Origin of the sequence: Streptomyces sp. NBC_01276, from assembly GCF_041435355.1 — a bacterium.
Lineage (GTDB): Bacteria > Actinomycetota > Actinomycetes > Streptomycetales > Streptomycetaceae > Streptomyces.
Window position 1 is genome coordinate 7,743,462 of the sequence record NZ_CP108442.1, and the last position, 24,889, is coordinate 7,768,350.

Consider the following 24,889-nt stretch of genomic DNA (forward strand, 5'->3'; position numbering starts at 1 on the left):
GCTCAACTCCTGTGTAATCGTCGGGAAACCGGCATGTTCGCCGGGCCCAGCATGTCCGCAGGCGCGATCCCCCGACGATCCGGCTACCGCCCGGCCCGGGGGTGGGGCTAACCCCCGGGCCGGTCCGCCTGAGGTGCGGGCACGCCGGGACCCCGCCCCAGCAGTGACATCACGGCTGGGGCGGGGTCCCGGGCGGTCGGGCCCGTCGGGGCGGGAGGGGTCAGGTCCGGGCCGGCTCCGCGGAGGGGCCCGGCGCCGGCTGCGGCTTCGGCAGGGGCTCCGGACGCGGACGCGGGTGGACCGCCTCCTCCGGCAGCCTGGGCTCCAGGCGGAGGACTCCCAGGGCCGAGACGGTCGCGCCCGCCGCGAGCACCACCCACATCGCCGTCGGCGACAGGGTGAGCAGGGCCGTGAGCACGGCCGGCGCCAAGGCACTGGGCACCGCCCACGAGAGCTGGTAGACCGCGAGGTGACGGCCCCGGGTCTCCTCCGGAGCGGCCTGCGCGCACAACGCCGACGCCGTGGCGCCGTGCATCAGCTCGCCCGCCGTGAACAGGGCCGTCGCCACGAACACCCCGACCAGGACGACCGACTTGTCGCCCACCCCGGCGAGCGCCGCGAACACCACGAACGACGAGGCGAACACGGCCGCGCCCAGCGCCACCGCACGGGTGCGGCGGAAGGCGACGAGCGCCCGGGTGACGGGGATCTGCAGGAGCGCGATCCCGACCGTGTTGACCGCGTACAGGACGCCCACCAGCGAGGTCGACGCCCCCAGGTCCTGGGTGACGTACGCCGGGATGCCGACGGCCAGCACCGTGTAGCCGAACGCCGTCGGCACGTTGAGCAGGGTCAGGGCGAGGAAGGGCCGGTTGCGGGCGACCAGCCGGTAGCCGCCCTTGCGGGAGACCCGGGGGGCCGCGGAGTCCGGTGCCGTCCTGGGAATCGGGATGGAGCCGAAGCACACGGCGGCCAGCACGTACCCCGCGGCCGTGCAGAACACGATCACGTAGTAGAACGCGTCGCTGCCCAGGGCGAGGACCGCACCCGCGATCAGACCGCCCACACCCAGACCGGCGTTGCGCAGACTGCGCTGCGCGGCGAGCAGTTTGTCCCGCTCGGTGCCCCGGACGAACTCGGCGATGAAGGACTGGATCGCCGGCGGGTACGAGGTGTCGCCGAGCGCGACCAGGAGGATCACGGCGAACATGCTGACGCCGTTGTCCACCAGCGGGTACGTACAGAACCCGGCCGCCCGCAGCAGGTAGCCGCCGGTGACCACGGCCCGGGCCCCGAACCGGTCGATGAGGACGCCCGCCGCCGGATTGCTGACCAGCCCGATCACGGCGGCGGCGGTCATCAGGGTGCCGACCTGGGTGAGCGGGAGCCCGGTGACGTGGTGGAAGTACAGCAGGGACAGGGGCAGGTACATGCCGGCTCCGGTGGCGTCGACCACCATGCCCAGCATGTAGCGCGTCTTCGCCGACAGGCGGGCTCCGGTCATGGCGCGTCCCCGATCTCGCTGTGCTCGCGCACCCACACCCCGAGCTCACGCAGACGGCGCTCGCACTCCGTGCGGTTCGGTGCGGTGCCCACCGCGGCGGCGAGGAAGTCGGAGGAACCCGAAGCGGGCGCGATGACCTGGCCCTCCTCGGCGTACAGCCAGAACCCGGCGAGCCACGGCTCCTGCGGCAGCGGCGGCAGCGAGCGCACCAGCCCCGGCTGCTTCATCAGGAGCATCTGTCCCGCCATGCACCGTGGCGCGGGCAGCTCACCGGACTCCGCGCGCTGCCGTACGGCAGCGTGGAGCTCGTGGCCGGCGTCGGCGCGCACCGCGTACTCGCCGAGGTGCACGTCGAACAGCGTCCCGAAGACCTCGCGGATCTTCGCGCCGCCGGGCCGGCAGGCGATCTCGCACAGCACCAGCCGGTCGTCCGGGGTGTGGAAGACCTCCATGTGGAAGGCGAAGTCGCGCAGCCGGGAACCCTCGGGGGCGAGCGCTGCCAGGACCTGCTCGGAGAGTTCGAGCAGGCGCGGGGTGATCGGGTCGTCCGCGTCGAGGGTGAGGTCGATGCGCGGGCCCGCGTCGGAGGCGAAGGAGGACAGGTCGTACTGGTACTGCGAGGGCCAGGCCATCGCCACCCGCCCGTCCGCCACCAGACCGTCCACGTGGCACATGCGGCCCGGGACGTAGTCCTCCAGCAGGACGTCGTCCCGCTCGCCCGCGCCGTACACCTCCGTCAGGCACTCCTCGAAGGACGCCTCGTCCTGCAGGATGCGCAGGCCGATCGCGTTGAAGCCCTGACGCTCCTTGAACACGACCGGGAAGCCCTCGGCCGCGGCGAACGTCCGCGCCTCTTCGGCGGTGCGCGGCTGCAGCCAGGCCGCGACCTCGATGCCCGCCGCCTGCGCGCGGGTCTTCATCAGCGCCTTGTCGCGGAACGGCAGCACGTCGCCGTACCAGGCGCCCGGCAGCCCGAACCGCTCGCGCAGCCGCGCGGCCCGCAGCATGTCCGCCTCGTGCAGCGCCGTCACCCCGGTGATCTCGTGCGCGGCGGCCAGTTCGAGCGCGCGGGCGTCGACCTCGTCCGCGTCGAAGTCGTCGAAGATCTCCAGGCGGGTGTAGCCGAGGTCGCCGTCGGGCACCTTCTCACCGGCGAGTTCGATCTTCTCGCGGGAGCCGAGGACGACGATGTCGCCGGTGTGCTCCGGCAGCCAGGACCGGAACGGGAACGGCTCCAGCGGATTGCGGTGCAGGATCAGCAGGTTCTCGCGCCGCTTGACCTCGGCCGGCCGCGCGAGGACGGTCTCCCCGTCCGGCTGCGCGAGGGTGATGCGGATGTGCTCCCGTATCACCTCGGCGCCGCGGCGTATCGCCGCCGTGGTGTCCCCGGCGGAGACGGCGATCAGGCCGAGCCGGTCCCAGTTGTCCTTCAGCGGCCGTACGTCGTCGCCGGGCCGGGCACTGACGCGGACGTCGATGACACCCTGCGCGGCACGTGCCTCATCGACCCCGGCGACGGACTCCACACGGGTGCCGGGCGTGCCGACCAGGGTGCGCACGGCGGCGCCCCCGCGGGCCACGGGCCGGTCGGGCAGCTCCTCGGCCAGGCCGAAGGGGTGGGCGAGCGCCAGCGTGCTCAGGTCGATGCCGAACGCGCTCTGCACCAGCTCGGGGATGGCGTCACCGGCGATCCGGTTGTGGCCCTCGATCACGCGAGGGCCCTTGGCGGTGAGGCGCACCTCGGTGTGGCAGACCCCGTCGCGCATGCCCATCACGTCCAGGAAGCCGCGCACCGCGTCGCGCGCCGCGTCCTCGTCGGCCGCCGAGAGCCGGGCCGGTACGGCGTGGCCGAGCTCGGCGAAGTGGCCGTCCGAGGTGAACTTCTCCGTGATCGTCACGATCACGTGGCGGCCCGCGAAGCTGAAGGACTCGACGCTGAACTCGGGTCCGTCCAGGAACTCCTCCATCAGGAAGTCCTGCAGGACGAACAGCGAGGAGACGCGGTCGGTCCGGGTGCCGGAGAGCCGGACCACCTCGTCCCAGACCCGGTCGGCGTCCTCGGGTCCCTCGACCCGCTGGACACCGATGCTCGCGGTCGCGTCGACGGGCTTGACGATGAAGGGGAAGCCGTACGCGGCCCCGAAGGCGTCCAGGTCCTCGCGGGCGCGCAGGGAGCGGGCACCGACGGCGTGCGCCGGGTCGTGCTCGGCCACGTACCGCCGCATGGCGGCCTTGTCGCGGATCCGGGCGGTCACCTCGTAGCCGGTTCCCCCGAGGCCGTACAGGTCGTTGATCCGACCCGCGTTCTCCAGTCCGGGTTCGGTCAGGGAGAGGGCCGCCGCGAAGCCGGGACTCTCGTGCCAGGCCCGCACCAGGGGCTCGACCAGCGACCAGTCCGTGAAGTCCACGACCTCGACGGCAGCGGCGAGCGTGTTCTGCTCCTCGCTGACCTTGGTGGGGTGTTGGAGCAACAGCACGCTCAGTCCCAGGTCGTGGGCCTTCCGCACGGTCTCGTCGGTCCCGCCGACGAGCACCAGGGTGCGCTCGGGGTTCATTCGCTCTCATCTCCCCCTGCGTCAGCAGGGCATCTGGCTCGTACGGACTTCGTGGACGGGAAGGATCCGGGGGCGTACGGGATGTGCCGTCGGTCTTCGAAAGGTAACCAGGCGCGCTCGCGCGCGACTTGCACGCGCCTGGGCCGGAGCTCGCGCGGAGATGAGGCATCGTTCGGGCTCGACCGGGGAATGCCTCGAACACGGCTCGGGGCCGGCTCGCACGGGAGCGGAGCCGGGGCCGGGCCGGCGGCGGTGACGCGGATGCGGACGCCGATGCGGACGCGCGGAGGCGGTACCCGGGCATCGTGGGGGTCCGGGTACCGCCTCCGTCAACACCCCGCCTCCCGGAGCGCGACGGGCGGGCGGGGCGGTCGTTCGCGGGCCACCTGTTCGGGTGGGCAGCCCGTTCAGGTGGGGAGCCCCACCGCCCGCTCCCGGGCGCGGCGCTTCTGGATCACCACCGCGGCCACGAGCAGGGCGCCCTGGGCGACGTTCTGCCAGAAGGGGTTCACGCCCTGCACGGTCAGCCCGTTGTCCAGGGCCCCGAGCAGGGTGACGGCGAGCAGTGTGCCGCCGACGCCGCCCTTGCCGCCCGCCAGGAGGCAGCCGCCGAGGGCCGCGGCGGTGATCGCCTTCAGTTCGAGGCCCTCGCTGCCGGACACGGGGTGCCCGAATCCGGTCCGGGCGGTGAGCAGCACTCCGGCGATCGCGGCGACGACACCGGCCAGGCCGTACACGGCGATCAGGTACTTGTTGATGTGGATGCCGGCGAGGCGGGCGGCCGTGTCGTTGCCTCCGATCGCGTAGATGTTGCGGCCGATGTCCGTGGACTTCAGCAGCAGGTGGACGGCGAGCGTGACCGCGGCGAGGATCCACAGCAGCACGGGGATCCCGGCGACCGAGCCGTTCGCGAGGAAGACGAAGACATCGTCGTTGCTGACGTAGCCCTGGGCCGCCCCGTTGGAGAGGAGCTGGGCGACGCCCTTGTACGCGGCGAGGGTGGCCAGGGTGGCGATGACCGGGTTGACCCGGCCGTAGACGATGACCGCGCCGTTGAGCAGCCCGGCGAGCAGGCCGGTCCCGAGGGCGGCGGCGATGCCGAGCGGGGCGCTGGATCCGGTGGACGTGTAGACCATGGCCGAGACGACCGAGGCCAGGCCGACCTGGGAGCCGATGGAGATGTCCAGCGCGCCGCAGATGACGACGACGGTCTGGACGAGGGCCAGCAGGCCGGAGATGGTCACCGCGTCGCCGATGACCTTGAAGTTGGCCCAGGTCGCGTAGGCCGGGTTGAGCCAGCCGAAGAGGAGCAGGACGAGGACCAGTGCGGCGACGAGCCCGAGGTTCTGGCCGCCGAGGGCGCCGACGGCCGTGCCCAGCCGTCGCCCCGCCCCCGGCGCGGCGGCCGGCTCCGGATCCGGCTCCGGTGCGTGCGGGGGCGCGGCGGCGCCCCCGGACGCCTGGTCCCCCGTGGTCGCCGATTTCGCGTTCATGTGAGCCCTCCGTCGGTCGGTATCGGCGTCGGCGTGTGCTGCGGTGCGGGCGCCGTCGTGGTCAGGTCGTCGGCCATGGCCAGGGCGAGGACCGCCTCCTCCGTGGCCGCGGCGCGGTCGAGCTCGCCCGTGATCCGGCCCCCCTGCATGACGAGCACCCGGTCGGCGAGACCCAGTACCTCCGGCAGCTCGGAGGAGATGACCAGGAGCGCCACACCGGCGCGGGCCAGCTCGGCGATGATGCGGTGGATCTCCGCCTTGGCGCCGACGTCGACCCCGCGCGTCGGTTCGTCCAGGATCAGCACCCGGGGCCGACGGGCCAGCCAGCGGGCGAGTACCACCTTCTGCTGGTTGCCGCCCGACAGCGTGCGCACGTCCTGTTCCGTGGAGGGCGTACGGATCCGCAGCCGGCCGCCGTACTCGCGGGCGAGTTCCCTCTCGGCCGCCCGGCGTACGAAACGCAGCCGGCGCAGGCGTTCCAGGACGACGAGGGAGATGTTGTCGCGGACCGACCGGTCGAGGAACAGGGCCTGTTCCTTGCGTTCCTCAGGGGCCAGCCCGATGCCCGCGCGGATCGCGTCGGAGGGCCGTCGCAGCCGCAGCTCCTCGCCGAGGACCGAGACCGTGCCGGCGCGCAGCGGGAGGTCGCCGATCAGGGCCCGGGCCAGTTCGGAGCGCCCGGCGCCGACCAGTCCGGCCAGTGCGACCACTTCCCCGGCCCGGACCCGCAGGCTGATGCCGCGTACGTCGTCGGTGGTGAGCCCGCGTACGTCGAGGACGATCCGGCCGGTGGGCGCGCGGTCGCGGGCCGGGGCCGCCGAGAGGTCCCGGCCGACCATCATCCGTACGATCTCCGCCTCGTCGGTGGCCGCGGCGTCGCGCGTGCCGGCCAGGGCCCCGTCGCGCAGTACGGCCACCCGGTCGGCGAGCCGGAAGATCTCCCGCATGCGGTGGGAGACGTAGATGACGGCGATGCCCCGCGCGCGCAGTCGGCGGATCAGCGCGAACAGGGCCTCCACCTCGCTCTCGGAGAGGGAGGAGGTGGGCTCGTCGAACGCGACGACCTTGGCGTCACCCGTCAACGCCCTCAGGATTTCGACGAGTTGACGCTGGGCCGGGGTCAGTCCGATGCCCGGGGTGTCCGCGTCGAGGACCTGGTCGAAGCCGATCCGGACGAGGTCGTCCACGAGCCGGCGGCGCAGGGCCGCCCGGTCGAAGCGGCGGGCGCCACGGGTGGGCAGGGCTCCGAGGTAGACGTTCTCGGCGACGGTGAGGTGGGGGACGATCTCCGGCTCCTGGGGGATGAGCCGGATGCCCGCCCGCCGGGCGTCGGCGGGGGAGCGGAGCCGGACCGGGGCCCCGTCGACCTCGACCGTGCCGGAGTCCGGCGGGTGGTCACCACAGACGATCTTCAGCAGGGTCGACTTCCCGGCGCCGTTCTCGCCCATGAGCGCGGTGACCGTACCGGCGGGGAAGTCCAGGCCGACGCCCCGCAGGGCCCGGACGCCGCCGAAGCTCTTGGCGATGCCGGTCACGCGCAGCCCGCCGGCGGGCGGACCCGCGGACGCCGCTCTGTCGGACGCCGCCGAGGGAGGCCGGCTCACTTGCAGCCGAACCCGGCGTCGCGCCACGTGGTGGCGTCGACCATCCTGGTCGGGGCGAAGGCCTCGGGGGCGAATTCCCTGCCGTTCTTGATCTTGTCGTACATGGCCTGCACCGCCAGCCTGCCCACCTCGTCGCCCGGGATGTAGAGCGCGGCCCTCATCCCGTTGTCGGCACCGGCCTGCCAGTCCTTGCAGGCGAGATAGGCCCCGAGGCCGATCCCCGCGATGTCCGCGCCCTTGACGCCCGCGTTGTTCAGCCCCTTGACGCCACCGGAGACGTTCTCGTCGTTGCAGCCCATGACGACCCAGTGCCGGACGCCGCGGTTCGCGGTGACCGTGGCCTCGACCTTGGCCTGCGCGCCCGCCGGGGTGTTGTCCGTGCCGAGTTCGACGGTCTGGACCTCGGGGCCGCCGGCCTCCTTCCACGCGGACTTGGCTCCGTTGATCCGGTCGGTGCAGACGGTGGTGTCCTGTTTCCAGGCGTAGACGATCCGGGTGTCGGCGGCGCTCCAGCCGGCCTTCGTGAACTCGGCCGCCGCGCGCTTGCCGACCTCGGCTCCCATCTGGGTGCCGGAGAAGCCGACCCGTGCCACCAGATCGGCCTTGTCGCACGCCGTCGGCTTGGGGCCGCCGGCGCACACCTGGTCGTCCGAGGTCAGCAGGGGAACGCCGGCCTTCCTGGCCTCGGCGGCGACCTGGGGGCCCACCGCCGACTCCGGCACCACGATGATGATGCCGGAGTTCTTCTGCGCGATCGCGGACTTGACCTCGGTGATGGTCTTCGAGGCGTCGTTGCCGAGGTTGACGACGGTGAGCTTGACGCCCAGCTCCTCGGCTTTCTTCCTGGCCCCCGACGCCTCGGAGACGAAGTACTCCTGATCCCCCTGTTTCTGCAGGTAGGCGATGGAGACCGGGCCGCTCGCCGGCGAGCCCGTCCCCGGGGCGGAGGCAGGCCTGCCGGAGGAGCAGGCCCCCAGGGCGAGGGTCAGGACGAGGGCGCCGGTCAGGACCGCGCCACGGCGGTACGGGTTCACGGACATGTACGGGAACTCCCTGTTCGGGGCGGACGGGCGGACGGGCGGACGGCGGGCAGGCGGACGGCTGGCCGCGGGTGCCGACGGCTGTGGATTCGGCCCCGCGACCGGTCGACGGACCGGTCGCGGGGCCGGACGCCGCGTCAGGCGCAGGTGAGCCTCGGGCCCGCCCAGTCCGCGTGGTCGTGGTCGACGCCGTTGCCGCCGTCGGTGACGACGAGCTTCAGCGTCTGCCCGCCGGTCAGGTCGGCGGTGAGCCTCCTGGCCGCGTCCGCCGTGGTGACCACGCCGCTGTCGGCGACCTTCACGGTGTCCCGGTAGATCTGGAAGGCGACCGCGCCGATGAAGGCGCTCTCGTCGTCGACGCCGACGTCCACCGTCAGCCGGGTGCACCGGCCGCCGAGGTGGTAGGTGACGGTGCTGGGCGCGTGGACGCCGAGGCCCTTGGCGTAGACGGCTCCGTTGACGGTCAGGGCCCGGCCGTCACCGGCCGCCCGTTCGCCGTTGCTGCGGTCCTTCTCCGCCGGCCCCCAGCCGCTGCTCACACCCGTCCAGGAGAGGTCGGACAGGTGGGAGGTGCCGGACGGGGGGAGGGGGAGCGGGCCGGGCGTGATCCGGTAGGCGACGGTGGCGTGGGAGGGGACGGAGACGCTGATCGTGCCGCTCGTGTTCGTGGAGACGGCCTTGGTCCACAGGTCCTTGAGGGCGTACGGGCCGCGGCTGCCGATGCCCAGGGCGTCCATGGTGGTGGAGACGGTGGACGCGGACCCGGTCTCGTTGGTGAGGGAGACCGCCCGGTCCCCGTTCTCCAGCTCCTTCACCATGACCACCAGGCCGCCGGAGTCGGAGACCACCGTGCCCTGGCGGCCCAGCGGATCCTGGTCGACGGCGATCACGTCCGGATTGGACAGGATCTCGAAGGTCTCGGCACTCGCCTTGCGCAGGTCGGTCCCGATCAGCAGGGGCGCCGACATCATCGACCAGAGGGTGAAGTGGGTCCGGTACTCGGCGGCCGTCATGCCCCCGTTGCCGACCTCCAGCATGTCCGGGTCGTTCCACCGGCCGGGCCCGGCGTACGGGGCGAGGGGCTGGTTCCGGTGTGCGATGTCGATCATCGAGGACCAGCTGTCACCGATGTCACCGGTGGTGCGCCACAGGTGTCCGAGGGGGGCCGCCCACTCCCAGGGCTTGTTCTCGCCCCATTCGCACAGGGAGAAGACGATGGGACGGCCCGTGTTGCGCAGGGCGTCGGCCATGTCGGTGTAGCGCTTCCTGGCGTCCACGCCCCAGTTGTTGCAGTTGTCGTACTTGAGGTAGTCGACTCCGAAGGAGGCGAAGAGGTTCGCGTCCGCCTGCTCGTGGCCGAGGCCGCCGGGGAACCCCGCCGTGTCACAGGTCTTGGTGCCGGCACTGGTGTAGATCCCGAACTTGAGGCCCTTGCCGTGCACGTAGTCGGCGAGCGCCTTGATGCCGTTCGGGAAGCGGGCCGGGTCGGGGACGAGGTTGCCCGAGGCGTCCCGGTTCGGCAGCGCCCAGCAGTCGTCGAGGTTGACGTACCGGTACCCGGCCGCCTTGAGCCCCTTCGCCACGAAGAGGTCGGCGATCTCCTTGACCATCGTCTCGTTGAACTCGGCGCGGCAGTGGGTGGAGTTCCAGTTGTTGAACCCCATCGGAGGGGTGAGGGCCTGGCCGTCGGGCGCGGCGGCGGCCGGGGAGGCTCCGGCGACGATCGCCGTGGCGGCGATCGCGCCGGCTCCCGCCGCCGGAGCCAGTAACGGCAGTGCCGCGAGGACCGCCGTGAGGCGGCGGGAGAGAACGCTTCGTAACGTGGGCACGGACGGCTCCTCGGAGTGGGGGTGCGGGAGAACGTGTGCGGAAATGCGCTGATGGGGCGTGATGCCCGGTGGAAGCCGTCAGAACCGAACGGATTTCAACGGGAACGCCCACATCACACTGCGGTTGCCAGGAGCATGTCAAGGTGCGGAACCGGGCCAATCCCAGGACGAGTTGCCCGCCGGCCCCTTCGGAGAGGCGGTGTTGAAACCTGTTGACGTCTGTGGGATCGGTCAGGATGCTGTGGACGACCGGGGACGCGCGTGCCCGAGGAGAGGAGTCCGACGCATGACCGATCCCGGCAGTCTGCTGGCCCACCAGCGCCGCGCCCTGATCCTGGAAGAGGTCCGCAGGCGGGGCGGGGTGAGGGTGAACGAGCTGACCCGCACGCTGAACGTCTCCGACATGACCGTCCGCCGGGACCTCGACGTCCTCGCCCGCGAGGGGCGACTGCGCAAGGTGCACGGCGGCGCGGTGCCGGGCGGCGAACCCAGCAGTCACGAGCCCGGGTTCGAGGCCAAGTCCGAGTGGGAGACGGCGGCGAAGACCGCCATCGCCCGGACGGCCGCCACCCTCGTCACCCCGGGTTCCGCCATCGCCCTCTCCGCCGGCACCACGACCCACGCGCTGGCCGGAGAACTCACCCGGATCGCCGGCCTCACGGTGGTCACCAACTCGGTCCGTACGGCCGAGGTGTTCGAGGGCGCCCGCAGCGCCGGGAGCGGCACCACGGTCATCCTCACGGGCGGCATCCGCACCCCCTCGGACGCGCTCGTGGGGCCCGTCGCCGACCAGGCCATCCGGTCCCTGCACGTGGACCTGCTCTTCCTCGGCTGCCACGGGCTCGGCGCCGTCACCGGCCTCACCACCCCCAACCTCGCCGAAGCCGAGACCAACCGGGCCTTCCTGTGCTCCGCGCGCCGCGCCGTGCTCCTCGCCGACCACACCAAGTGGTCGGCCGTCGGCCTCACCACCTTCGCCACGCTGGAGGACATCGACGTACTGGTCACCGACTTCCTCCCCAAGGACGAGGCCACGGCCGCCACCGAGCAGGTGGCCGAGGTGCTGCTGGCCCCCGGAGTGGCCGACGAGCGCCCGTGGTGAGGACCGGCCCGGGGGAGGGTGCCGCACCCCGGATCCGTGTGTCGCGCGTCACATGTGGCGCCTTTGGGTCGCGGGGCCACCCCGCGTCCACGATGGGGCCATGGAGATAGGCATCGCACTGCCCCAGTACGGCACCCACGCGCAGGCCGCCCGGATCGCCGGCTTCGCGCGCGACGCGGAAGACGCGGGCTTCGACTCGCTCTGGGCGGGGGACCGGTCGCTGACCCCGGTCGAGCCCAGCGACCTCTACCCGGGCCACACGCCGAGCAACCCGTACCCGCCCGAGTACCGCACCTTTCTGGACCCGCTCACGGTCCTGACCGTCGCCGCCACTGCGACCACCCGGGCCCGGCTCGGCACGAGCACGCTCAACGCCCCCTGGTACCCGCCCCTGTTGCTGGCCCGCACCCTCACCTCGCTGGACCTGGTCTCCGGCGGCCGACTGGACGTCGGGTTCGGCATCGGGTGGCTGCGCGACGAATACACCGCGGTCAACGCCGACTTCGGCCGGCGCGGAGAACGCCTCGACGAGATCCTCGACATTCTCCAGGGCATCTGGACCCGGGAGGAGTTCGAGCACGAGGGCCCGCACTGGCGCATCCCGCGCGCCCACGTGGGCCTGCGGCCGGCGCAGCAGCCCCACCCGCCCGTCTACCTGGGCGGCTTCTCGCCCGCCGCGATGCGCCGGGTCGGACGCCGGGCCGACGGCTGGGTCGGAGCCGTCCTGCCGCCCGAGAGCCTGGCGGCTCTCTGGGACACCGCCCGGCGGGCCGCGGAGGAGGCCGGCCGCGACCCCGACCTGCTGCGCCGCAACATCCGCTTCAACCCCAAGCCGGGGGTGTCGTACGAGGAGATCGCGGCGGTCCTCGCGGGGATCAGGGACACCGGTGCCGACGGCTGCTTCGTCGACTACCAGCAGTGCGTGCGCGAACCGGACGAGGCGCTGGAGCTGGGCACCAAGGTCCTGGAGCTCGTACGGGCCGGATAGTGGTCCGCCACCCCGGCGCCCCCACACCCCGGCGCCCCCACACCCAGGCCCCCAGGTCCCGGCACCCTGTGCCCGTGGCCCGGAACCCCTCGGGAGAGGATGGCCGGGAGCACGAGGACGAAGGGGCGCGGGGGACGTGAGCGACGACAGGCTGCGGGATCGCGAGGGCTACGAGGCGCTACTGGCCTCCATGGGGCTGGAGCCCCTGGGGAACTGGTGGCTCCCGGGCATACGGGAGGCCGCCACCGCGCGACGGCTCCTCGCCGTGGCGGCGGCGGCCGGCGAACCCGCCGCCGGCCCGGCCGAAACGGCCGGACTCCTCCTCGGCGGCGGCCGCGAGTTCCTGCTCGCGTTCGACGGGCTCCGGGCCCCACGGGGCTGTACGGGCAAGGCGTGGCGCCGGGTCCGGATCGGCGCCGCCGATCCCGTCGCGGCCCTCGCCGGCATCCTCACCGGTGCGGATCCCGATCCGCGGGGCCTGCTCCTCGCCACGACGGACGGTGACACCGTCGCACGGGTGACCGCCGGTCCCGGCGCCCCACGGCCGCTGGTCCTGACCGGGGTGGGCGCGCGGATCGACGCGGCGGCCGAGGCCGGGGCCCGGCAGGGCGCCGAGGACGCCGCCGCGGCCTGGGACGCGTTCCTGGCGGGCCCCGACCCGTCCCCGGCACTCCTGGAAGCCTGGGCCGAGGGCCTCTCCTCCAACCCGAGCACCCCCGGACCCGTCCGCCGGGAGCTGGTGCTCCCCTTCCCCGAGCTGTGGGGGCGGCTGCCACCCGACGAATTCGTGGAGACGGCCCTGGCGCAGGCCGATCCGAAGGCCGTGCTCAGGGGCTTGGAGAGGGGGCTGCGGCTGACCCCCGCCCATTGGGACCGGCTCGTCCACGCGGCCGCGACCGAACGCGAACGGTGGCTGCTCACGATGCTCGCCGTCGAATGGCGGGCCGCCCTGGAGGAAAGCACCTGCGCCCTGCTGGCGGCCGATCCCTCCACCCGCGTCCGGGCCGCAGTCGCAGGCCTGACCGGACTCCCCGAGCGCCGGGCCGCCCTGCTGGCCGAGGACCCCGACGCCGGGATCCGGGCGACAATCTGCCGGACCTCCTGGTCCGTACTGTCGGACGAGCGCCGCCGGGCCCTGCTCGCCGACGGGTCGGCCGCGGTACGGAAGGCGGCGCTGCTGCGCCGCGCCGAGGACCGGCCGCTCTCCCGCGAGGCCTTCCGGCGCGAGGAGCCGGGCGAGCGGGCCGTCGAGACCTGCCGCCTCGCCCCGGAGCTCGTCGAGCACCTCCTCGCCGGCGGCGACGTGCGCCTGCGCAGGGTACTCGCCGCCAATCCCCGCCTCGACCCGGAGAACGTGGCCCGGCTGGCCGAGGACCCGGACGACCGCGTCCGCCACGCGGTCGCGCTCCGCGCGGACATCACCGAGGAACAGCGGGCCGCGATCCGCGTGGACGTCGATCCGTCCGGTATGTCCACCGCCCTGCCGTGGGTCGCGGACCGCCACGAGGACCCGGAGGCCATGCGGGTGCTCGCCGCGTCCTCGCACGTCCTGGTGCGCCGGAGCGTGGCCCGCGCCCGGCGGCTCCCGCCGGACGTGGTCCAACGGCTGGCGTGGGACACCGACCGGGTGGTGCAGCTGTTCCTCGCCGAGTCCTGCGAGGACGCCCCCGCCGAGATGCTGCTGCGGGTGTGGACCTGGTGGACCGGCAGCCTGTCGTCCCCCGGGCGCCCCCGTACGCACCCCAACTTCCCCCGCGAAGGCCTGCTGCGGTTCGCGGACGATCCGCACGGACGGATGCGCCGGCTCGCCCTGGACGATCCGCAGTCGCCCCCGGAGCTCGTCTCCCGCTTCGCCGGGGACCGCGATCCGGAGGTGCGGTACCGGGCGGCCGAGGACCCGCGCCTGTCCGTCGCCGACGCGATCCGGCTGAGCGACGACCCGGTCGGCTCCGTCCGCGCGGCCGTCCTGCGGCACGGGCCGCTCCCCGCGGTCGTGCTGGCGGAGAGCCTGATGGACCGGGATACGGTGGTCCACGCCGCCCGAAACCCGGGCATCCCGCCCCACGTGGTCCGCGCCATGGCGGCCCGCTGCGCCACCTTCACCGCACCGGTGAAGGGAGCCTGAGGGCCGCCCCTCGCGGGTCCTGCGCGGCGGCCTCCTCCAGCAGGTGGTGCTGGAGGCGTGCGTGGCGGAACTGGTAGACGGCGCCGACCCGGCGCAGCACCCCGCGCCGGTAGGCGTCGTCGAGGAAGTCGACGGTGGCCCAGGGGAGGCGGCCGGTCAGGGGAAGCCAGAGCCGGGCCAGGAGCACCCACTGGCCCCAGGCGGTGAACGCCAGGGCGTACGAGAGCGAACCGGCCAGGCCGCCGACGGCGCCCAGCGCGAGCCCGTCGGCCAGGGGCCAGCTGAGGGGACCGGCGACTCCCTGGAGGAGTTCGGTGATCAGACGGCCGCCGAAGGCGATGACCAGCGTGAGCATGGGCGCGAGGAACAGGGCCTGGCGCACCACGATGCTGCGGTTGACGGCCAGCAGGTCCGTCGGCGTGGCGGCGGATCCGAGGTCCAGGGGGGTCTCCAGGGCGGCGACGAGCCCGAGCACCAGGCCGCCCGCCAGGGCGAACGTGAGCCCGTACACGAGGGAGTTGACGACGGTCGCCTCGAACACCACCGCTTCGGGCGTTCCGCGGGCGCCGGTCAGCAGGGCTCCGGTGGTGAAGCCGAGCCCGCAGCCGAGGCCCATGACGAAGCCGCCCAGGAGTCCTGCCGAGAACAGCGTGGCGAACCTGCGGGCGGCCGGGCCGTCGGCCCGGCGGACCCGTCCGCGGCCGGGCAGGCGCATCCGTACCCGGGACGGCGCGAACGCCCTGACGCGGAACACGGCCAGGAGCGCGTAGACCAGCCCGAAGGAGAGGCCGACCACGGGGCCGAACAGCAATGCGTCCAACAGGCCCGCGCCCAGCGCGTACGCGGCGCTGTGACCGGCGGCCAGGTTCTTGGCCGGGAACACCAGCCAGTCGGCGACGCCGGTGACCAGGGAGCAGGCGAGGACGACGGCCAGGACGCGGGAGGACAGCCGTACCGAGTCGCGCAGTTGCCACCAGGCCAGGTCCTGGCGTTCGAGCCGACCGGGCCCGTCCAGGTGTCCGGCGAGGTGGACCAGGTAGTGCCGGGCGCTTTGCGGGTCCCAGCCGCGGGGCCCGGCCGCGCTCGTGGGACGGCGGCGGTAGACGGCCGGCACGAAGCCGGCCAGCAGGTGCTCTTCGATGGCCTGCGGGGTCGGGAAGCGGCGGGCGTCCAGCAGCACGGCCGGGTCCTCGGCCGCGGAGTCGCTGTAGACGGTCCGGGCGAGCAGGACCATCAGCGGCGTGCCGAGCACCGCCGCCAGGTGGGCGCCGGGCACGTCGTCCGGGCCCGTGCGCAGCCGGTCCAGGACGGGGTCCCACACGGTGGTGGCCCCTCCGCCGGGGGCGGCCGGTGCGGCGGGCCGGGCGGTGCGGGGCAGGTAGTGGACGAGGTCCTCGGCGTCCAGGTCCATCAGCTCGATGCCGGCGGTCCGGCGCAGGCCCTCCACCGCGACGGCCTCGGTGAACCGTTCGGTACGGCTGGTCAGCAGGAGCGGCAGCGCGCTCGTGTTGAGTTCCCGCAGGGCGGGACCGAGGAGCCCCGGCGCGATCTCGTCGAAGCCGTCGAGCACCGGCAGGATCCACCCGGCGTCCACCAGCGCGGCGGCCAGGGGGGATCCGCCGGGTGCGCGCGCGTCGAGGCCGGGATGGTCGCGCAGGAGGCGCTCGATCAGCCAGTCGCGCAGCGTGGTGACGGCCGGATCCCACGACCCGATGCTGAAGACCACCGGTACGGGCTCGCCCTCGGAGCGCCCGGCCAGGTAGTCGCTGACGAACCGCAGGACCAGGACCGTCTTGCCGGAGCCGGCCCGGCCGAGCACCAGCAGCCGCCCGGACCGGACGCGCCGGTAGACGTCGGCGATGCCGGCCGGTCCGCCCCGCGGGGACGAGGGGCCGCCGAGGTCGTCCCCGCGGTCCAGCAGGCCTTCCGGGGCCGGCCGCCACCGCACGGGCAGCGGGAACGGGTCGTGGACGCGCCGTTGTTCCTCCTCGCGGACGCAGCGGCCGTACACGTCGAGGGCCAGCGCGTCGGCGACGGCGGCCAGGGCTCCCGACGACGGCGGCAGAGTGCCGGCCCGCAGGGACCGGGGAGGTACGGCCGCGGGCGGCTCGGGCGGCTCGGGCGGCTCGGGCGGACGCCCGGGCACGGGACCGGCCGTCGCCCCGGCGTCCCCGGCGGTGGCACCGGTACCCGCGGCCTTGCCGGTGCCGGTGCCCGCATCCGTACCGGTACCCGTGCCGCGTTGGGCGGCCAGCAGATCCGTCCAGACGCCGTCCCGGTCGCGGCGCAGCGCGTCGGCCAGCGCGTGGGCGACCTGCTTCACCGTTCCCATCCGGGCATCGGTGGGTTTGCCGGTCTCCAGCCGGTGGATGGTGCGCACGCCCAGCCGGGACCGCTCGGCCAGCTGCTCCTGGGTCATCCCCGCCTCCAGCCGCAACCCGCGGAGCAACGCGCCGAACCGGTCGTTCACTCGGACCCCCCTCACCCGGCCGCGACTCCGGCCACCGGTGACGGATGCCCTGCCGGATTCCCCCCGGAAACACGGGGCGCGGGCAACCGGCCAGATATGGCCGGTCGTTGGCATGGTCCGCCCACCAGCGAGAACACCACGATGGGAACCGGTCGCCGCATCCGACGCGGCGTCCACCCCGAACCGAGGGAGACGACCGGTCCCATGACCACCACGAAGCCGCGCGGGCTCGCCCGCCGCCTCAAGTCCGTCATCGCGTCGACCGTCCTGCTGCTCGCCGGCGCCGCCGCCGTACCGCCCGCCGCGCACGCCGACCCCGTGCACCACTACTACATCGAGATCGGCGGCACCGGCGCGGCCGCGGACGCCCCCGGGTGCACCAGCAGCTTCACGGCGGCGAACGAGCACCTGAACGGCGGGACCGCCGTTCCCGTCTGCTATGCCGCCAGCGGCGGCCCGTTCGTCGGGAGCCACAACGAGACGCCGGCCCCCTGGGGGACCCCGAGCTTCGGCGACAGCGTCAACGAGGGGTACTGGAACGCCCTGTCGGCGCTGGAGAGCACCTACCGCGCCGACCCCACGGCACGCTTCACGATCGCCGGCTACTCCCAGGGGGCGTGGGTCGGCGACCTGCTGCTGCGGACGATCGCCGACAACGGCACCGCGGTGCCCCGCTCGCAGGTCGACGGCATGCTCTACTCCGACCCGATGCAGCCCGGCACGGGCTTCTGGCACCTGGTTCCCGAGGGGGTGCTCGTACCGTTCGTCGCCTATTCCCCCGGCACCGGGCCGGAGGAGTTCCCCGGAGTCCCGGTCCAGCGCTTCTGCATCCGGACCGACGGGGTCTGCGACGCCACGTCCCTGGACTCCTTCTCGGGTTTCCTGCGGCAGCATCCCCGGTACTTCCAGGCCGGCAGCATCATCGAGGAAACCCTCGCCCGGCACGGGGGCAGCGGGACGGTCTGGTACCCGGCGGAGTGACCCGGGCCCGCTGAACCACGAGGCCCCGCCGCGGCCCGGCCCTCCGGCCGGGCCGCGGCACGTGCCGGCCGGGATCAGGCCGGGGAGCCGCCCGGCGTGCCGCCCGGTGTGCCGAGCAGGGCGGTGACCAGACGCCCGCACGTCGCGCGTGCGTCGAATCCGGCGTCCGGGGAACGCGTCATCAGCAGGTGGTGGACGGTACCGACGAGCGCGAGGGCGAGGATGTGCGGGTCGGCGCCCCTCGGCACGCGGCCGGCTTCCCGTTCGGCCTCCAGGTAGCCGGCGACCGACTCCTGCATCGCCGCGAACCCCGGCTCCCCGGCCTCCAGCGCCCGCCGCGTGTGCAGGGAAGCGGCGGGCCGGGTCATCGCGAGGCCGACGACCGCAGGATCCAGGGAGTCCAGCAGCGCCGCCGCGAAGTCGACGAGGTTGTCCGCGACGGTGCCCCGTCCCACCAGGCCTGCCAGGGCCTCCGCACCGCGGGCGCTGCGGGAGAAACGGTCCAGGACGAGCGCGGCGACGAACTCGTCCAGCCCCGTGAAGTGCGCGTGCAGGACCCCTTTCGCGCACTGTGCCTCGTCGGTGACCGCCCGGCTGGTCAGGGCAGCGGCGCCGGACAGGGCCACGACCCGTTCCGCAGCGGCGAAGAGCCGCTCGCGCAGGTCGGGGATCGCCACTCCACGGGGAGACATGGAACCTCTTTCCGTAAGCCGATTGCCAGTATGGGCATCCGCCCATACTCTTTGGGCACTTGCCCATTCTATGGCGTGGAGGCACCCGGTGGATCAGGCGAACCAAGGCGATCGGGCGGACGGGGCCGCTCGGGCGGAGCAGGCCGGCGGTGTGGCCAACAAGGACCAGGAGCAGGCCTGGAACGGCTACGAAGGTGCCTACTGGGCCCGTCACCAGGACCGTTGGGACGCCGTCAACGACGGTTTCAACCAGCCGCTCCTCGACGCCGCCGGGATCGCGCCCCGCGACCGGGTCCTGGACATCGGCTGCGGAGCCGGGCGCACGACCCGGCTCGCCGCCCGCCTGGCGGCGGAGGGCACGGCCCTCGGCCTCGACCTGTCGGCCCCGATGCTCGAACGGGCGCGGGCGAGCGCGGCACACGAGCGGACGGCCAACGTCGTCTTCTCGCGCGGTGACGCCCAGGTCCACCCGTTCGCCCCCGGTGGCTTCGACGTGGCCCTCAGCCGGTACGGCGTCATGTTCTTCGCGGATCCGCACGCGGCCTTCGCGAACATCGGGCGCGCCCTGCGTCCCGGCGGCCGCCTGTCCTTCGTCTGCGCCGCGTCGCCCGAAGAGAACGACTGGCTCCGCGCGCTGGCCACCCTCCGCGGAATCCTTCCGGTGGGGGAGTTCGGTGCTCCGGGAGCCCCGGGCATGTTCTCCCTCGCGGCCCCCGGACGGGCCTCCGGAATCCTGGCGGCTTCCGGGTTCGAGGCCGTCGAGTCCGTACGCGTGGAGGCGTACGGGGACTGGGGGCGCGACGCCGGGGACGCGGCCGCGTTCCTGCTGGACTCCGGCCCCGGCCGTCACCTCCTCGACCAGGTCGGGCCGACGGAGGCGGAACGTGCCCGCCAGACCCTCGCCGACGCGTTGCGCCCCTACGAGAGCGGCGGCGCCGTGCGGCTGCGCAGTTCCTCCTGGCTGGTCACCGCCCGGAAGCCTGCGGAGTGACGGAGTGACGGAGTGACGGAGTGACGGCGGGGCGGAGCCGCGGTGTTGCGTCAGGGGTCCGCCTCCGCCCCCTCCTGAGTGCGACCCGGTCAGAACGCGAAGACGGCGTTTCCGTTGACCGTCGCGGACATCGCGCAGGCGTTGGCGAAGGTGTGCTTCCAGGCGACGCGGGTGCCCTGCCACACGCCGTCCGCCGTGACGGTGACGGGGGCGTAGTTCATGGGACAGGCGCGGTCCGGGTTCGGCGCGGTCAGCAGGCGGTCGAGCGTGCCGTCGGCGGACTTGAGGGCGGCGCACGCGGCCTGGGGGTCGGGGTGGGTGCCCGTGGCGGTCGGCGCACAGCTGAGGGTGGACGCCCGTAAGACGGTGGCCGCCGCGTCGTCGCCCTGGGCGACCGCGAACACCAGGGCGGACGGCGCGTACAGGCTGGTGGGCCGGGCCTCGGCCATGCCGGTCACTCCGGCCAGGCAGAGGAGGGCGGCGGCGGAGACGGTAGCGATGCGACGCACGACAAGACTCTCTTTCGATTCAAAGGCTGGATGCGATTCTGCTTTTCGGAACCGCTTCCTTACGTGCTTGAGCCTGACTGATCCGAAGGGGAGGTGCACATCGATGACCGATTTACGGACACACCATCCGCATAGCGGCAACCGAATGGTCGTTCGGGCAGCTCAGTCGGGGTGCGCCGAGCGCGCGCGGGCGCGCGGGCGCCCGGCTTCGTGGCCGGTGACCTGCTGTCTTTGGCGCGTCGGCGTACTGTCGGCCGCCCGTGATTCACCGGGCGGCCATGCAGCTTGTCCGGATAGCGCGGTCCTCGCCGCCGCCCACCCGGCGCGCGGGTGTTACTGACCGACCCTTCCGTCGACGCACTCGCGCAACAGGTCGGCGTGGCCGCAGTGGCGGGCGTACTCCTCGACCCGGTGCACCAGCAGCTCCCGGATCGCGATCTTGTCCTTGCCCACGCGCTCGCCCAGGTCCGGGTGTTCGGCCAGCGCGGCGTCGGTCGCGGCCTGCTCGCGCTCCAGATCGGCGTACGCGGCGTCCACCACGGCCTGCTCGGCGACGGCTCCGTGGAAGTCGGAGTCACGCGCGCCGTACAGCTTCGGCAGCGGGTCGCCGTCGGTGATCCAGTTGCGCCAGTCCCGTTCCACCTCGGCCAGGTGCCGGAGCAGGCCGAGCAGCGACATCGTCGACGGCGGCACCGACCGGCGGGCCAGTTGCTCCGGGTCCAGGCCCTCGCACTTCATGCGCAGGGTCATGCGGTAGTTGGTCAGGAAGTCCAGCAGGTTCGCGAACTCGCCGTCCGGGCTCACCCCTTCGTTGTTGCGGGGGTCGTCGTCCGGGTCGGCCCACATGTCGGGGTAGACGGTCGCCTGGGTCCATCGTTCGGGTTGTTCGTCCATGCGATCGATGATCGCCCGCACCGGTCCGGCCCGCCACCGAGTTCTGGGGCGGGGGCGGTGGCACGACGGCGTCGGCCGACGGGGTGCCCCGTCACCCCGGCCGCATCACGAAGCGGTGCCGGCGCCCGTGCCGGTCTCCACGCCCGTGCGGGTCTCCACGCCGGTGCGGGCCGGCCTGGAGTCGCCCTGCCGCAGTTCGGCGAGGAGTTCGCTCTGGCCGGCCAGGAGTTCGGTGAGGATGCGGCGGGCCGCCTTCAGCAGATCGGCGACGTCGCCGCCGGCGAGCGCGTAACTCACCGTCGATCCGTCGCGGATGGAGACGACGATGCCCGACCGGCGCAGCACGGCGAGCTGTTGGGAGAGGTTGGAGGGCTCGACGTCGATCTCGGCGAGGAGCTCGCGCACGGGCCGCGGACCGTTCTGCAGCAGCTCCAGGACGCGGATGCGGACGGGGTGCCCGAGCATGCGGAAGAACTCGGCCTTCGCCTGGTACAGGGGTACCTGGATTCCCACGCGTGCTCCTGCCATCGCCCGCAACGGCGCTCCTCCGCACCGGCGTTCCGTTCGGACAGCCCTCGTGCCCGTCCGGGTGCCCGTCGTCGTGCCCGTCGTGTCCGTCGTCATGTCCGTCGTCGTGCCCATCATTGCGCCCGCGGGGCCCACGCCTGCCCGAGTTTGACTGCTTTCAGATATGCCGAGTTGAAGAAATCTTCAACTCGTGGGCATGCGTGGGCCCGGAGCACCCCGGCTACAGCTCCAGTGCCGCCTCGACGCGCTTCAGCTGGTGGCGGGCCATGGCCAGGTTGGAGTTGCCCTTGTCCAGCACGAGGTACAGGAACAGGCTGTTCATCCCGTTGCCCCCCAGCAGCCTGATGAGGTGGTACTGGCTGCCGAGCGTGATCAGCAGGTCCTCGATCTCGTCCTGCAGCCCCAGCATCTGCATGGTGCGGACCTTCGCCCGGATCACATCGGTGTTGCCCGCGGCGGCGACCATCAGGTCGAGGTCCTTGCCGCCGCCGAGGGTGCCCAGCGCCATCCCGCTGGTGTAGTCGACGAGCGCCGCCCCCAGCGCGCCCTCGACCGAGGTCATGATCTCCTTCAGGGACACTTCCACATTCGCCATCGGCGCCCGCTCCCTCACTCGCACGTCTGTGCCCGGCACCCATGTCGTAGGCGGGGCCGGACTGTTAGCGGGGCTCACGCTACTGAGCGTGCTCCACGACGGGCGGGGAATGACGGAACTGGCGGAAAACCTCCCCCGTGCCCCCGTGCGGGCCACGTACGCCGTTCCACGGCCTGTCTCCCGCGTGATCTGCGGCTCGCTCGCGAAGATTCTGGACGTCACATGGGTGTCCGTATGCCCTTCGTTCACCCGGTGGTGGGATTCACGTCGCCCGAGGAGAGGATGTTCGCGCCATGGACCTGGACGTACCCGATTTCGGTATCCCTCAGAAGCTGGCCTCCGGCATGAGCATGGCCGAGCAGCACGACTACCTGCGCGCCCGGTTCACCCGGCGCGGCGCACTGCGTGCGGGCGCGGTCACCGCCGCCGTGGCCGGGGTCGGCCTCGGTGCGGGCGCGGCCTCGCCCGCCTACGCGGCCCCGGCCGCGCTGCCGGCCTCCTCCGAGCGGCGCGGCGTCGACGGCTCGTTGACCGCCCCCTTCGGACGCCACCTGCAGTACGGCGCGGACCCGAAGACCCAGATGCGCGTCTCGTGGCAGGTGCCCTTCGCCGTCAAGAAGCCGTACCTGCGCATCGGGACCAGCCCGTGGGCGCTGAGCCGGAAGATCGACGCCGAGGTGCGCCACCTCAGCACCCCCGTCTTCAACGGCGGCAAGATCGCGGCCGCCGAGCAGTTCTACCTGCACGTGGGCCTGGACCGGCTGCGGCCCGGCCAGACGTACTACTACGGCGTCGGCCACGACGGGTTCGACCCGGCCGACCACCGCAACCTCGGCACGCTCGGCACCTTCACCACCGCACCCGCACGCGCCGAGAACTTCACCTTCACCGCCTTCGGCGACCAGGGCGTGAGCTATCACGCCCTCGCCAACGACGCCGTGCTGCTGGCCCAGAACCCGGCCTTCCACCTCCACGCGGGCGACATCTGCTACGCCGACTCCTCCGGCGCGGGCGCCCCCGGCGACACCTATGACGCCCGCGCCTGGGACCAGTTCCTGGCCCAGACCGAGTCGGTGGCCAAGAGCGTGCCGTGGATGGTGACGACCGGCAACCACGACATGGAGGCCTGGTACTCGCCGCAGGGCTACGGCGGCCAGAACGCCCGCTGGTCCCTGCCCGACAACGGCCCGGACCCGGTCAACCTGCCCGGCGCCTACTCCTTCGTGCACGGCAACGTCGGCGTCGTCGCGCTCGACGCCAACGACGTCTCGTACGAGATCCCCGTCAACTTCGGCATCAGCGGCGGCAAGCAGACCGCCTGGCTGGACCGGCGCCTCGGCGAACTGCGCCACAACCGCGACGTCGACTTCATCGTGGTTTTCTTCCACCACTGCGCGTTCTCCACCACCAGCTCGCACGCCTCCGAAGGCGGTGTCCGCGACGCGTGGGTGCCGCTGTTCGAGAAGCACACGGTGGACCTGGTCATCAACGGCCACAACCACGTGTACGAGCGCACCGACGCCATCAGGGCCAACCGCGTCGGCCGCAAGGTGCCGATCGGTGAGCGCACCGACCCGACCCGGGACGGCATCGTGTATGTCACGGCCGGCGCGGCGGGCCGCTCGCTGTACGGCTTCCCGGTCCCCGACTCCTACGAGGGCCACGTCGCGGACCGCGACAGCGTGGACACCTACCACTGGGCCAAGGGCGGTGCGAAGGCGACCGAGACCGTCGAGTGGTCGCGGGTCCGGTACACCAACTACTCGTTCCTCGCGGTGGAGGTGGAGACCGGCTCCCACCCGCGGCTGAAGGTCAGCGCCCTCGCCGAGACGGGGCAGCGCGTCGACCACTTCGAGATCCAGCGCGGCCGGTAGTCCGGCGGTCCGGCAGTCCGGTACTCCAGGGCCCCGGGCAGCCGGGTGCGGTCGCCGGACGCGGTCAGGCCCGCCGCACGGGCCCCCGGCACGTGCCGCAGGCCGGAACCCGCCGGGTTGGCCGGGAATGCCGGGGCAGCGGCGGGCCGGGAAGCGGCTCCGGGCCCGCCCGTGCGTCGGGTGTGAGCCAAAGCACCGGACCCCGTGGCCCCCCGGGGGCCGATCCCGCCCCCCACATTGCGGACGGTGCGTGTGCTGCCGGTATACGGTGTGTGATCTTCCTTCACGGGTTCCCCGCAGACCCTTCGCGGGAGGGGCACTTCCGGCCGATCCGCGGACGCGCCCTTCCGGACGGGGCAGACGGCGTACGTGTGTTCTGCCTAGCCTCCCGGGCCATGAGATCACCTCTGACGGGCCGTCTGGGCCTCGCCGCCGTCCTCGCCCTCGTCCTCGCCGTGTTCGGCCTCGCTCCCGCCGCGAGCGCCGACCCCGCGCCGGCCGCGCTGACGTTCAGCACGAGCAGTGCCACCACCACGCCCGGTGGCACCGTGCAGCTGTCGATGACGCTGACCAACAACAAGAGCTACGACGTCTGGTTCGTCTACCAGACGATCGATCCCACCTGGCTGACCACCCAGCGCCCCGACCTCAAGTACAGCTTCACCGGCTGTTCCGTCGCCACCGCCTCGGGCAGCACCGCCTGCGCCGGCACCGGTCCCGCCAACCTCGGGGGGAACTACGGCGCCACCATCCCGCCCGGCCAGAGCCGCACCGTCACGCTGACCCTCCAGGTCGCCGCCGACTCCGGCTGCAACGGCAACATCGGCTTCTACAGCTACTACTACGCGGAGTTCAGCGACAGCAGCAACGCCACCGGCGGTCCCGTGTACACGCCCGAGACCCGCGTGCTCTGCGCCTGACGAACCGCCCGCCCGCCCCGTCGTCGAGGGCGATGGCTTGAAATAACCGGAGATCGGGTGTTCGGATGGTCTCGACCATCGGAGCCCGGCCGGCGGACCGCCACGGTCCGCGAAGGTGCACCACTCGGGGCCCGGACCAGCGCGCAATGCCCGCGCGGCTCCGGGCCCTCGCGCACGGGACAACCGGAACCCGAT

Annotated in this window: 19 protein-coding genes; 7 read left to right on the forward strand and 12 right to left on the reverse strand. The window is 73.0% G+C overall.

From position 1 onward, the window contains the following. Positions 1 to 220: 220 nt before the first annotated feature. The 6 genes from OG295_RS34775 to OG295_RS34800 all read right to left on the reverse strand — a co-directional run bounded on the left by OG295_RS34775 (position 221) and on the right by OG295_RS34800 (position 9,860). Positions 221 to 1,504 (reverse strand): MDR family MFS transporter, encoded by a 1,284-nt coding sequence (locus tag OG295_RS34775; RefSeq protein WP_371680627.1) that lies wholly within the window; start codon positions 1,502 to 1,504, stop codon positions 221 to 223. Further along, the gene (locus tag OG295_RS34780; RefSeq protein ID WP_371680628.1) at positions 1,501 to 4,059 is read right to left on the reverse strand and encodes an ATP-grasp domain-containing protein; all 2,559 of its coding nucleotides are present in this window, start codon (positions 4,057 to 4,059) and stop codon (positions 1,501 to 1,503) included. Before OG295_RS34780 ends, OG295_RS34775 begins: the two co-directional genes overlap by 4 nt. A gap of 407 nt (positions 4,060 to 4,466) precedes the next feature. Next, positions 4,467 to 5,552 carry an ABC transporter permease gene (locus OG295_RS34785; RefSeq protein WP_371680629.1) on the reverse strand — a complete coding sequence of 362 codons (1,086 nt, stop codon included), beginning with the start codon at positions 5,550 to 5,552 and terminating at the stop codon, positions 4,467 to 4,469. After that, entirely contained in the window at positions 5,549 to 7,087 is a 1,539-nt protein-coding gene (locus OG295_RS34790) for a sugar ABC transporter ATP-binding protein (RefSeq protein WP_371680630.1), read from the reverse strand. Before OG295_RS34790 ends, OG295_RS34785 begins: the two co-directional genes overlap by 4 nt. A gap of 65 nt (positions 7,088 to 7,152) precedes the next feature. Next, positions 7,153 to 8,196 carry a substrate-binding domain-containing protein gene (locus OG295_RS34795; protein WP_371680631.1) on the reverse strand — a complete coding sequence of 348 codons (1,044 nt, stop codon included), beginning with the start codon at positions 8,194 to 8,196 and terminating at the stop codon, positions 7,153 to 7,155. A gap of 137 nt (positions 8,197 to 8,333) precedes the next feature. Next, positions 8,334 to 9,860 (reverse strand): NPCBM/NEW2 domain-containing protein, encoded by a 1,527-nt coding sequence (locus OG295_RS34800; RefSeq protein ID WP_371681399.1) that lies wholly within the window; start codon positions 9,858 to 9,860, stop codon positions 8,334 to 8,336. A gap of 451 nt (positions 9,861 to 10,311) precedes the next feature. On the opposite strand from OG295_RS34800, the gene OG295_RS34805 reads away from it, so the two are divergent. From OG295_RS34805 to OG295_RS34815, 3 genes are all read left to right on the forward strand, one after another. Beyond that, positions 10,312 to 11,127 carry a DeoR/GlpR family DNA-binding transcription regulator gene (locus tag OG295_RS34805; protein WP_371680633.1) on the forward strand — a complete coding sequence of 272 codons (816 nt, stop codon included), beginning with the start codon at positions 10,312 to 10,314 and terminating at the stop codon, positions 11,125 to 11,127. A gap of 100 nt (positions 11,128 to 11,227) precedes the next feature. Further along, positions 11,228 to 12,115 (forward strand): TIGR03619 family F420-dependent LLM class oxidoreductase, encoded by an 888-nt coding sequence (locus tag OG295_RS34810; protein WP_371680634.1) that lies wholly within the window; start codon positions 11,228 to 11,230, stop codon positions 12,113 to 12,115. Positions 12,116 to 12,251: 136 nt separating this feature from the next. Further along, positions 12,252 to 14,240 (forward strand): PE-PGRS family protein, encoded by a 1,989-nt coding sequence (locus tag OG295_RS34815; RefSeq protein WP_371680635.1) that lies wholly within the window; start codon positions 12,252 to 12,254, stop codon positions 14,238 to 14,240. Here OG295_RS34815 and OG295_RS34820 read toward each other — a convergent pair. Next, positions 14,215 to 16,710 carry a helix-turn-helix domain-containing protein gene (locus tag OG295_RS34820; protein WP_371680636.1) on the reverse strand — a complete coding sequence of 832 codons (2,496 nt, stop codon included), beginning with the start codon at positions 16,708 to 16,710 and terminating at the stop codon, positions 14,215 to 14,217. The two genes, OG295_RS34815 and OG295_RS34820, sit on opposite strands and share 26 nt — an antisense overlap. Before the next feature lie 204 nt (positions 16,711 to 16,914). Here OG295_RS34820 and OG295_RS34825 point away from each other — a divergent pair, with 204 nt between their 5' ends. Beyond that, positions 16,915 to 17,691, forward strand: coding sequence for a PE-PPE domain-containing protein (locus tag OG295_RS34825; RefSeq protein ID WP_371680637.1), 777 nt, complete (start codon positions 16,915 to 16,917; stop codon positions 17,689 to 17,691). A 74-nt stretch (positions 17,692 to 17,765) separates the two neighbouring features. Here the strand turns inward: OG295_RS34825 and OG295_RS34830 are convergent, their stop codons facing one another. Continuing rightward, on the reverse strand, positions 17,766 to 18,383 hold the full coding sequence (locus tag OG295_RS34830; protein WP_371680638.1) for a TetR/AcrR family transcriptional regulator: 618 nt from the start codon (positions 18,381 to 18,383) through the stop codon (positions 17,766 to 17,768). A gap of 151 nt (positions 18,384 to 18,534) precedes the next feature. Here OG295_RS34830 and OG295_RS34835 point away from each other — a divergent pair, with 151 nt between their 5' ends. Further along, positions 18,535 to 19,374: a class I SAM-dependent methyltransferase gene (locus tag OG295_RS34835; RefSeq protein WP_371681400.1), complete on the forward strand. Its 840-nt coding sequence runs from the start codon at positions 18,535 to 18,537 to the stop codon at positions 19,372 to 19,374. 89 nt (positions 19,375 to 19,463) lie between these two features. Here the strand turns inward: OG295_RS34835 and OG295_RS34840 are convergent, their stop codons facing one another. The 4 genes from OG295_RS34840 to OG295_RS34855 form a co-directional block, all read right to left on the reverse strand. Further along, entirely contained in the window at positions 19,464 to 19,823 is a 360-nt protein-coding gene (locus tag OG295_RS34840) for a subtilase-type protease inhibitor (protein WP_371681401.1), read from the reverse strand. 393 nt (positions 19,824 to 20,216) lie between these two features. Beyond that, complete coding sequence (locus OG295_RS34845; protein WP_371680639.1) at positions 20,217 to 20,777, reverse strand: DinB family protein; 561 nt, start codon at positions 20,775 to 20,777, stop codon at positions 20,217 to 20,219. Positions 20,778 to 20,882: 105 nt separating this feature from the next. Next, positions 20,883 to 21,284, reverse strand: coding sequence for an ArsR/SmtB family transcription factor (locus OG295_RS34850; RefSeq protein WP_371681402.1), 402 nt, complete (start codon positions 21,282 to 21,284; stop codon positions 20,883 to 20,885). Between the two features lie 241 nt (positions 21,285 to 21,525). After that, entirely contained in the window at positions 21,526 to 21,900 is a 375-nt protein-coding gene (locus OG295_RS34855) for a hypothetical protein (protein ID WP_266844762.1), read from the reverse strand. Between the two features lie 299 nt (positions 21,901 to 22,199). Here OG295_RS34855 and OG295_RS34860 point away from each other — a divergent pair, with 299 nt between their 5' ends. Beyond that, the gene (locus tag OG295_RS34860) at positions 22,200 to 23,774 is read left to right on the forward strand and encodes a purple acid phosphatase family protein (RefSeq protein WP_371681403.1); all 1,575 of its coding nucleotides are present in this window, start codon (positions 22,200 to 22,202) and stop codon (positions 23,772 to 23,774) included. A 395-nt stretch (positions 23,775 to 24,169) separates the two neighbouring features. After that, positions 24,170 to 24,694: a hypothetical protein gene (locus OG295_RS34865; RefSeq protein ID WP_371680641.1), complete on the forward strand. Its 525-nt coding sequence runs from the start codon at positions 24,170 to 24,172 to the stop codon at positions 24,692 to 24,694. Positions 24,695 to 24,889 lie beyond the last annotated feature (195 nt).

Coding starts and splice junctions, on each gene's coding strand:
- OG295_RS34845 (WP_371680639.1), bottom strand. CDS start 20,777: ATGGACGAACAACCCGAACGATGGACCCAGGCGACCGTCTACCCCGAC.
- OG295_RS34830 (WP_371680638.1), bottom strand. CDS start 18,383: ATGTCTCCCCGTGGAGTGGCGATCCCCGACCTGCGCGAGCGGCTCTTC.
- OG295_RS34780 (WP_371680628.1), bottom strand. CDS start 4,059: ATGAACCCCGAGCGCACCCTGGTGCTCGTCGGCGGGACCGACGAGACC.
- OG295_RS34795 (WP_371680631.1), bottom strand. CDS start 8,196: ATGTCCGTGAACCCGTACCGCCGTGGCGCGGTCCTGACCGGCGCCCTC.
- OG295_RS34810 (WP_371680634.1), top strand. CDS start 11,228: ATGGAGATAGGCATCGCACTGCCCCAGTACGGCACCCACGCGCAGGCC.
- OG295_RS34840 (WP_371681401.1), bottom strand. CDS start 19,823: ATGGCCGAGGCCCGGCCCACCAGCCTGTACGCGCCGTCCGCCCTGGTG.
- OG295_RS34800 (WP_371681399.1), bottom strand. CDS start 9,860: ATGGGGTTCAACAACTGGAACTCCACCCACTGCCGCGCCGAGTTCAAC.
- OG295_RS34805 (WP_371680633.1), top strand. CDS start 10,312: ATGACCGATCCCGGCAGTCTGCTGGCCCACCAGCGCCGCGCCCTGATC.
- OG295_RS34855 (WP_266844762.1), bottom strand. CDS start 21,900: ATGGCGAATGTGGAAGTGTCCCTGAAGGAGATCATGACCTCGGTCGAG.
- OG295_RS34825 (WP_371680637.1), top strand. CDS start 16,915: ATGACCACCACGAAGCCGCGCGGGCTCGCCCGCCGCCTCAAGTCCGTC.
- OG295_RS34775 (WP_371680627.1), bottom strand. CDS start 1,504: ATGACCGGAGCCCGCCTGTCGGCGAAGACGCGCTACATGCTGGGCATG.
- OG295_RS34785 (WP_371680629.1), bottom strand. CDS start 5,552: ATGAACGCGAAATCGGCGACCACGGGGGACCAGGCGTCCGGGGGCGCC.
- OG295_RS34865 (WP_371680641.1), top strand. CDS start 24,170: ATGAGATCACCTCTGACGGGCCGTCTGGGCCTCGCCGCCGTCCTCGCC.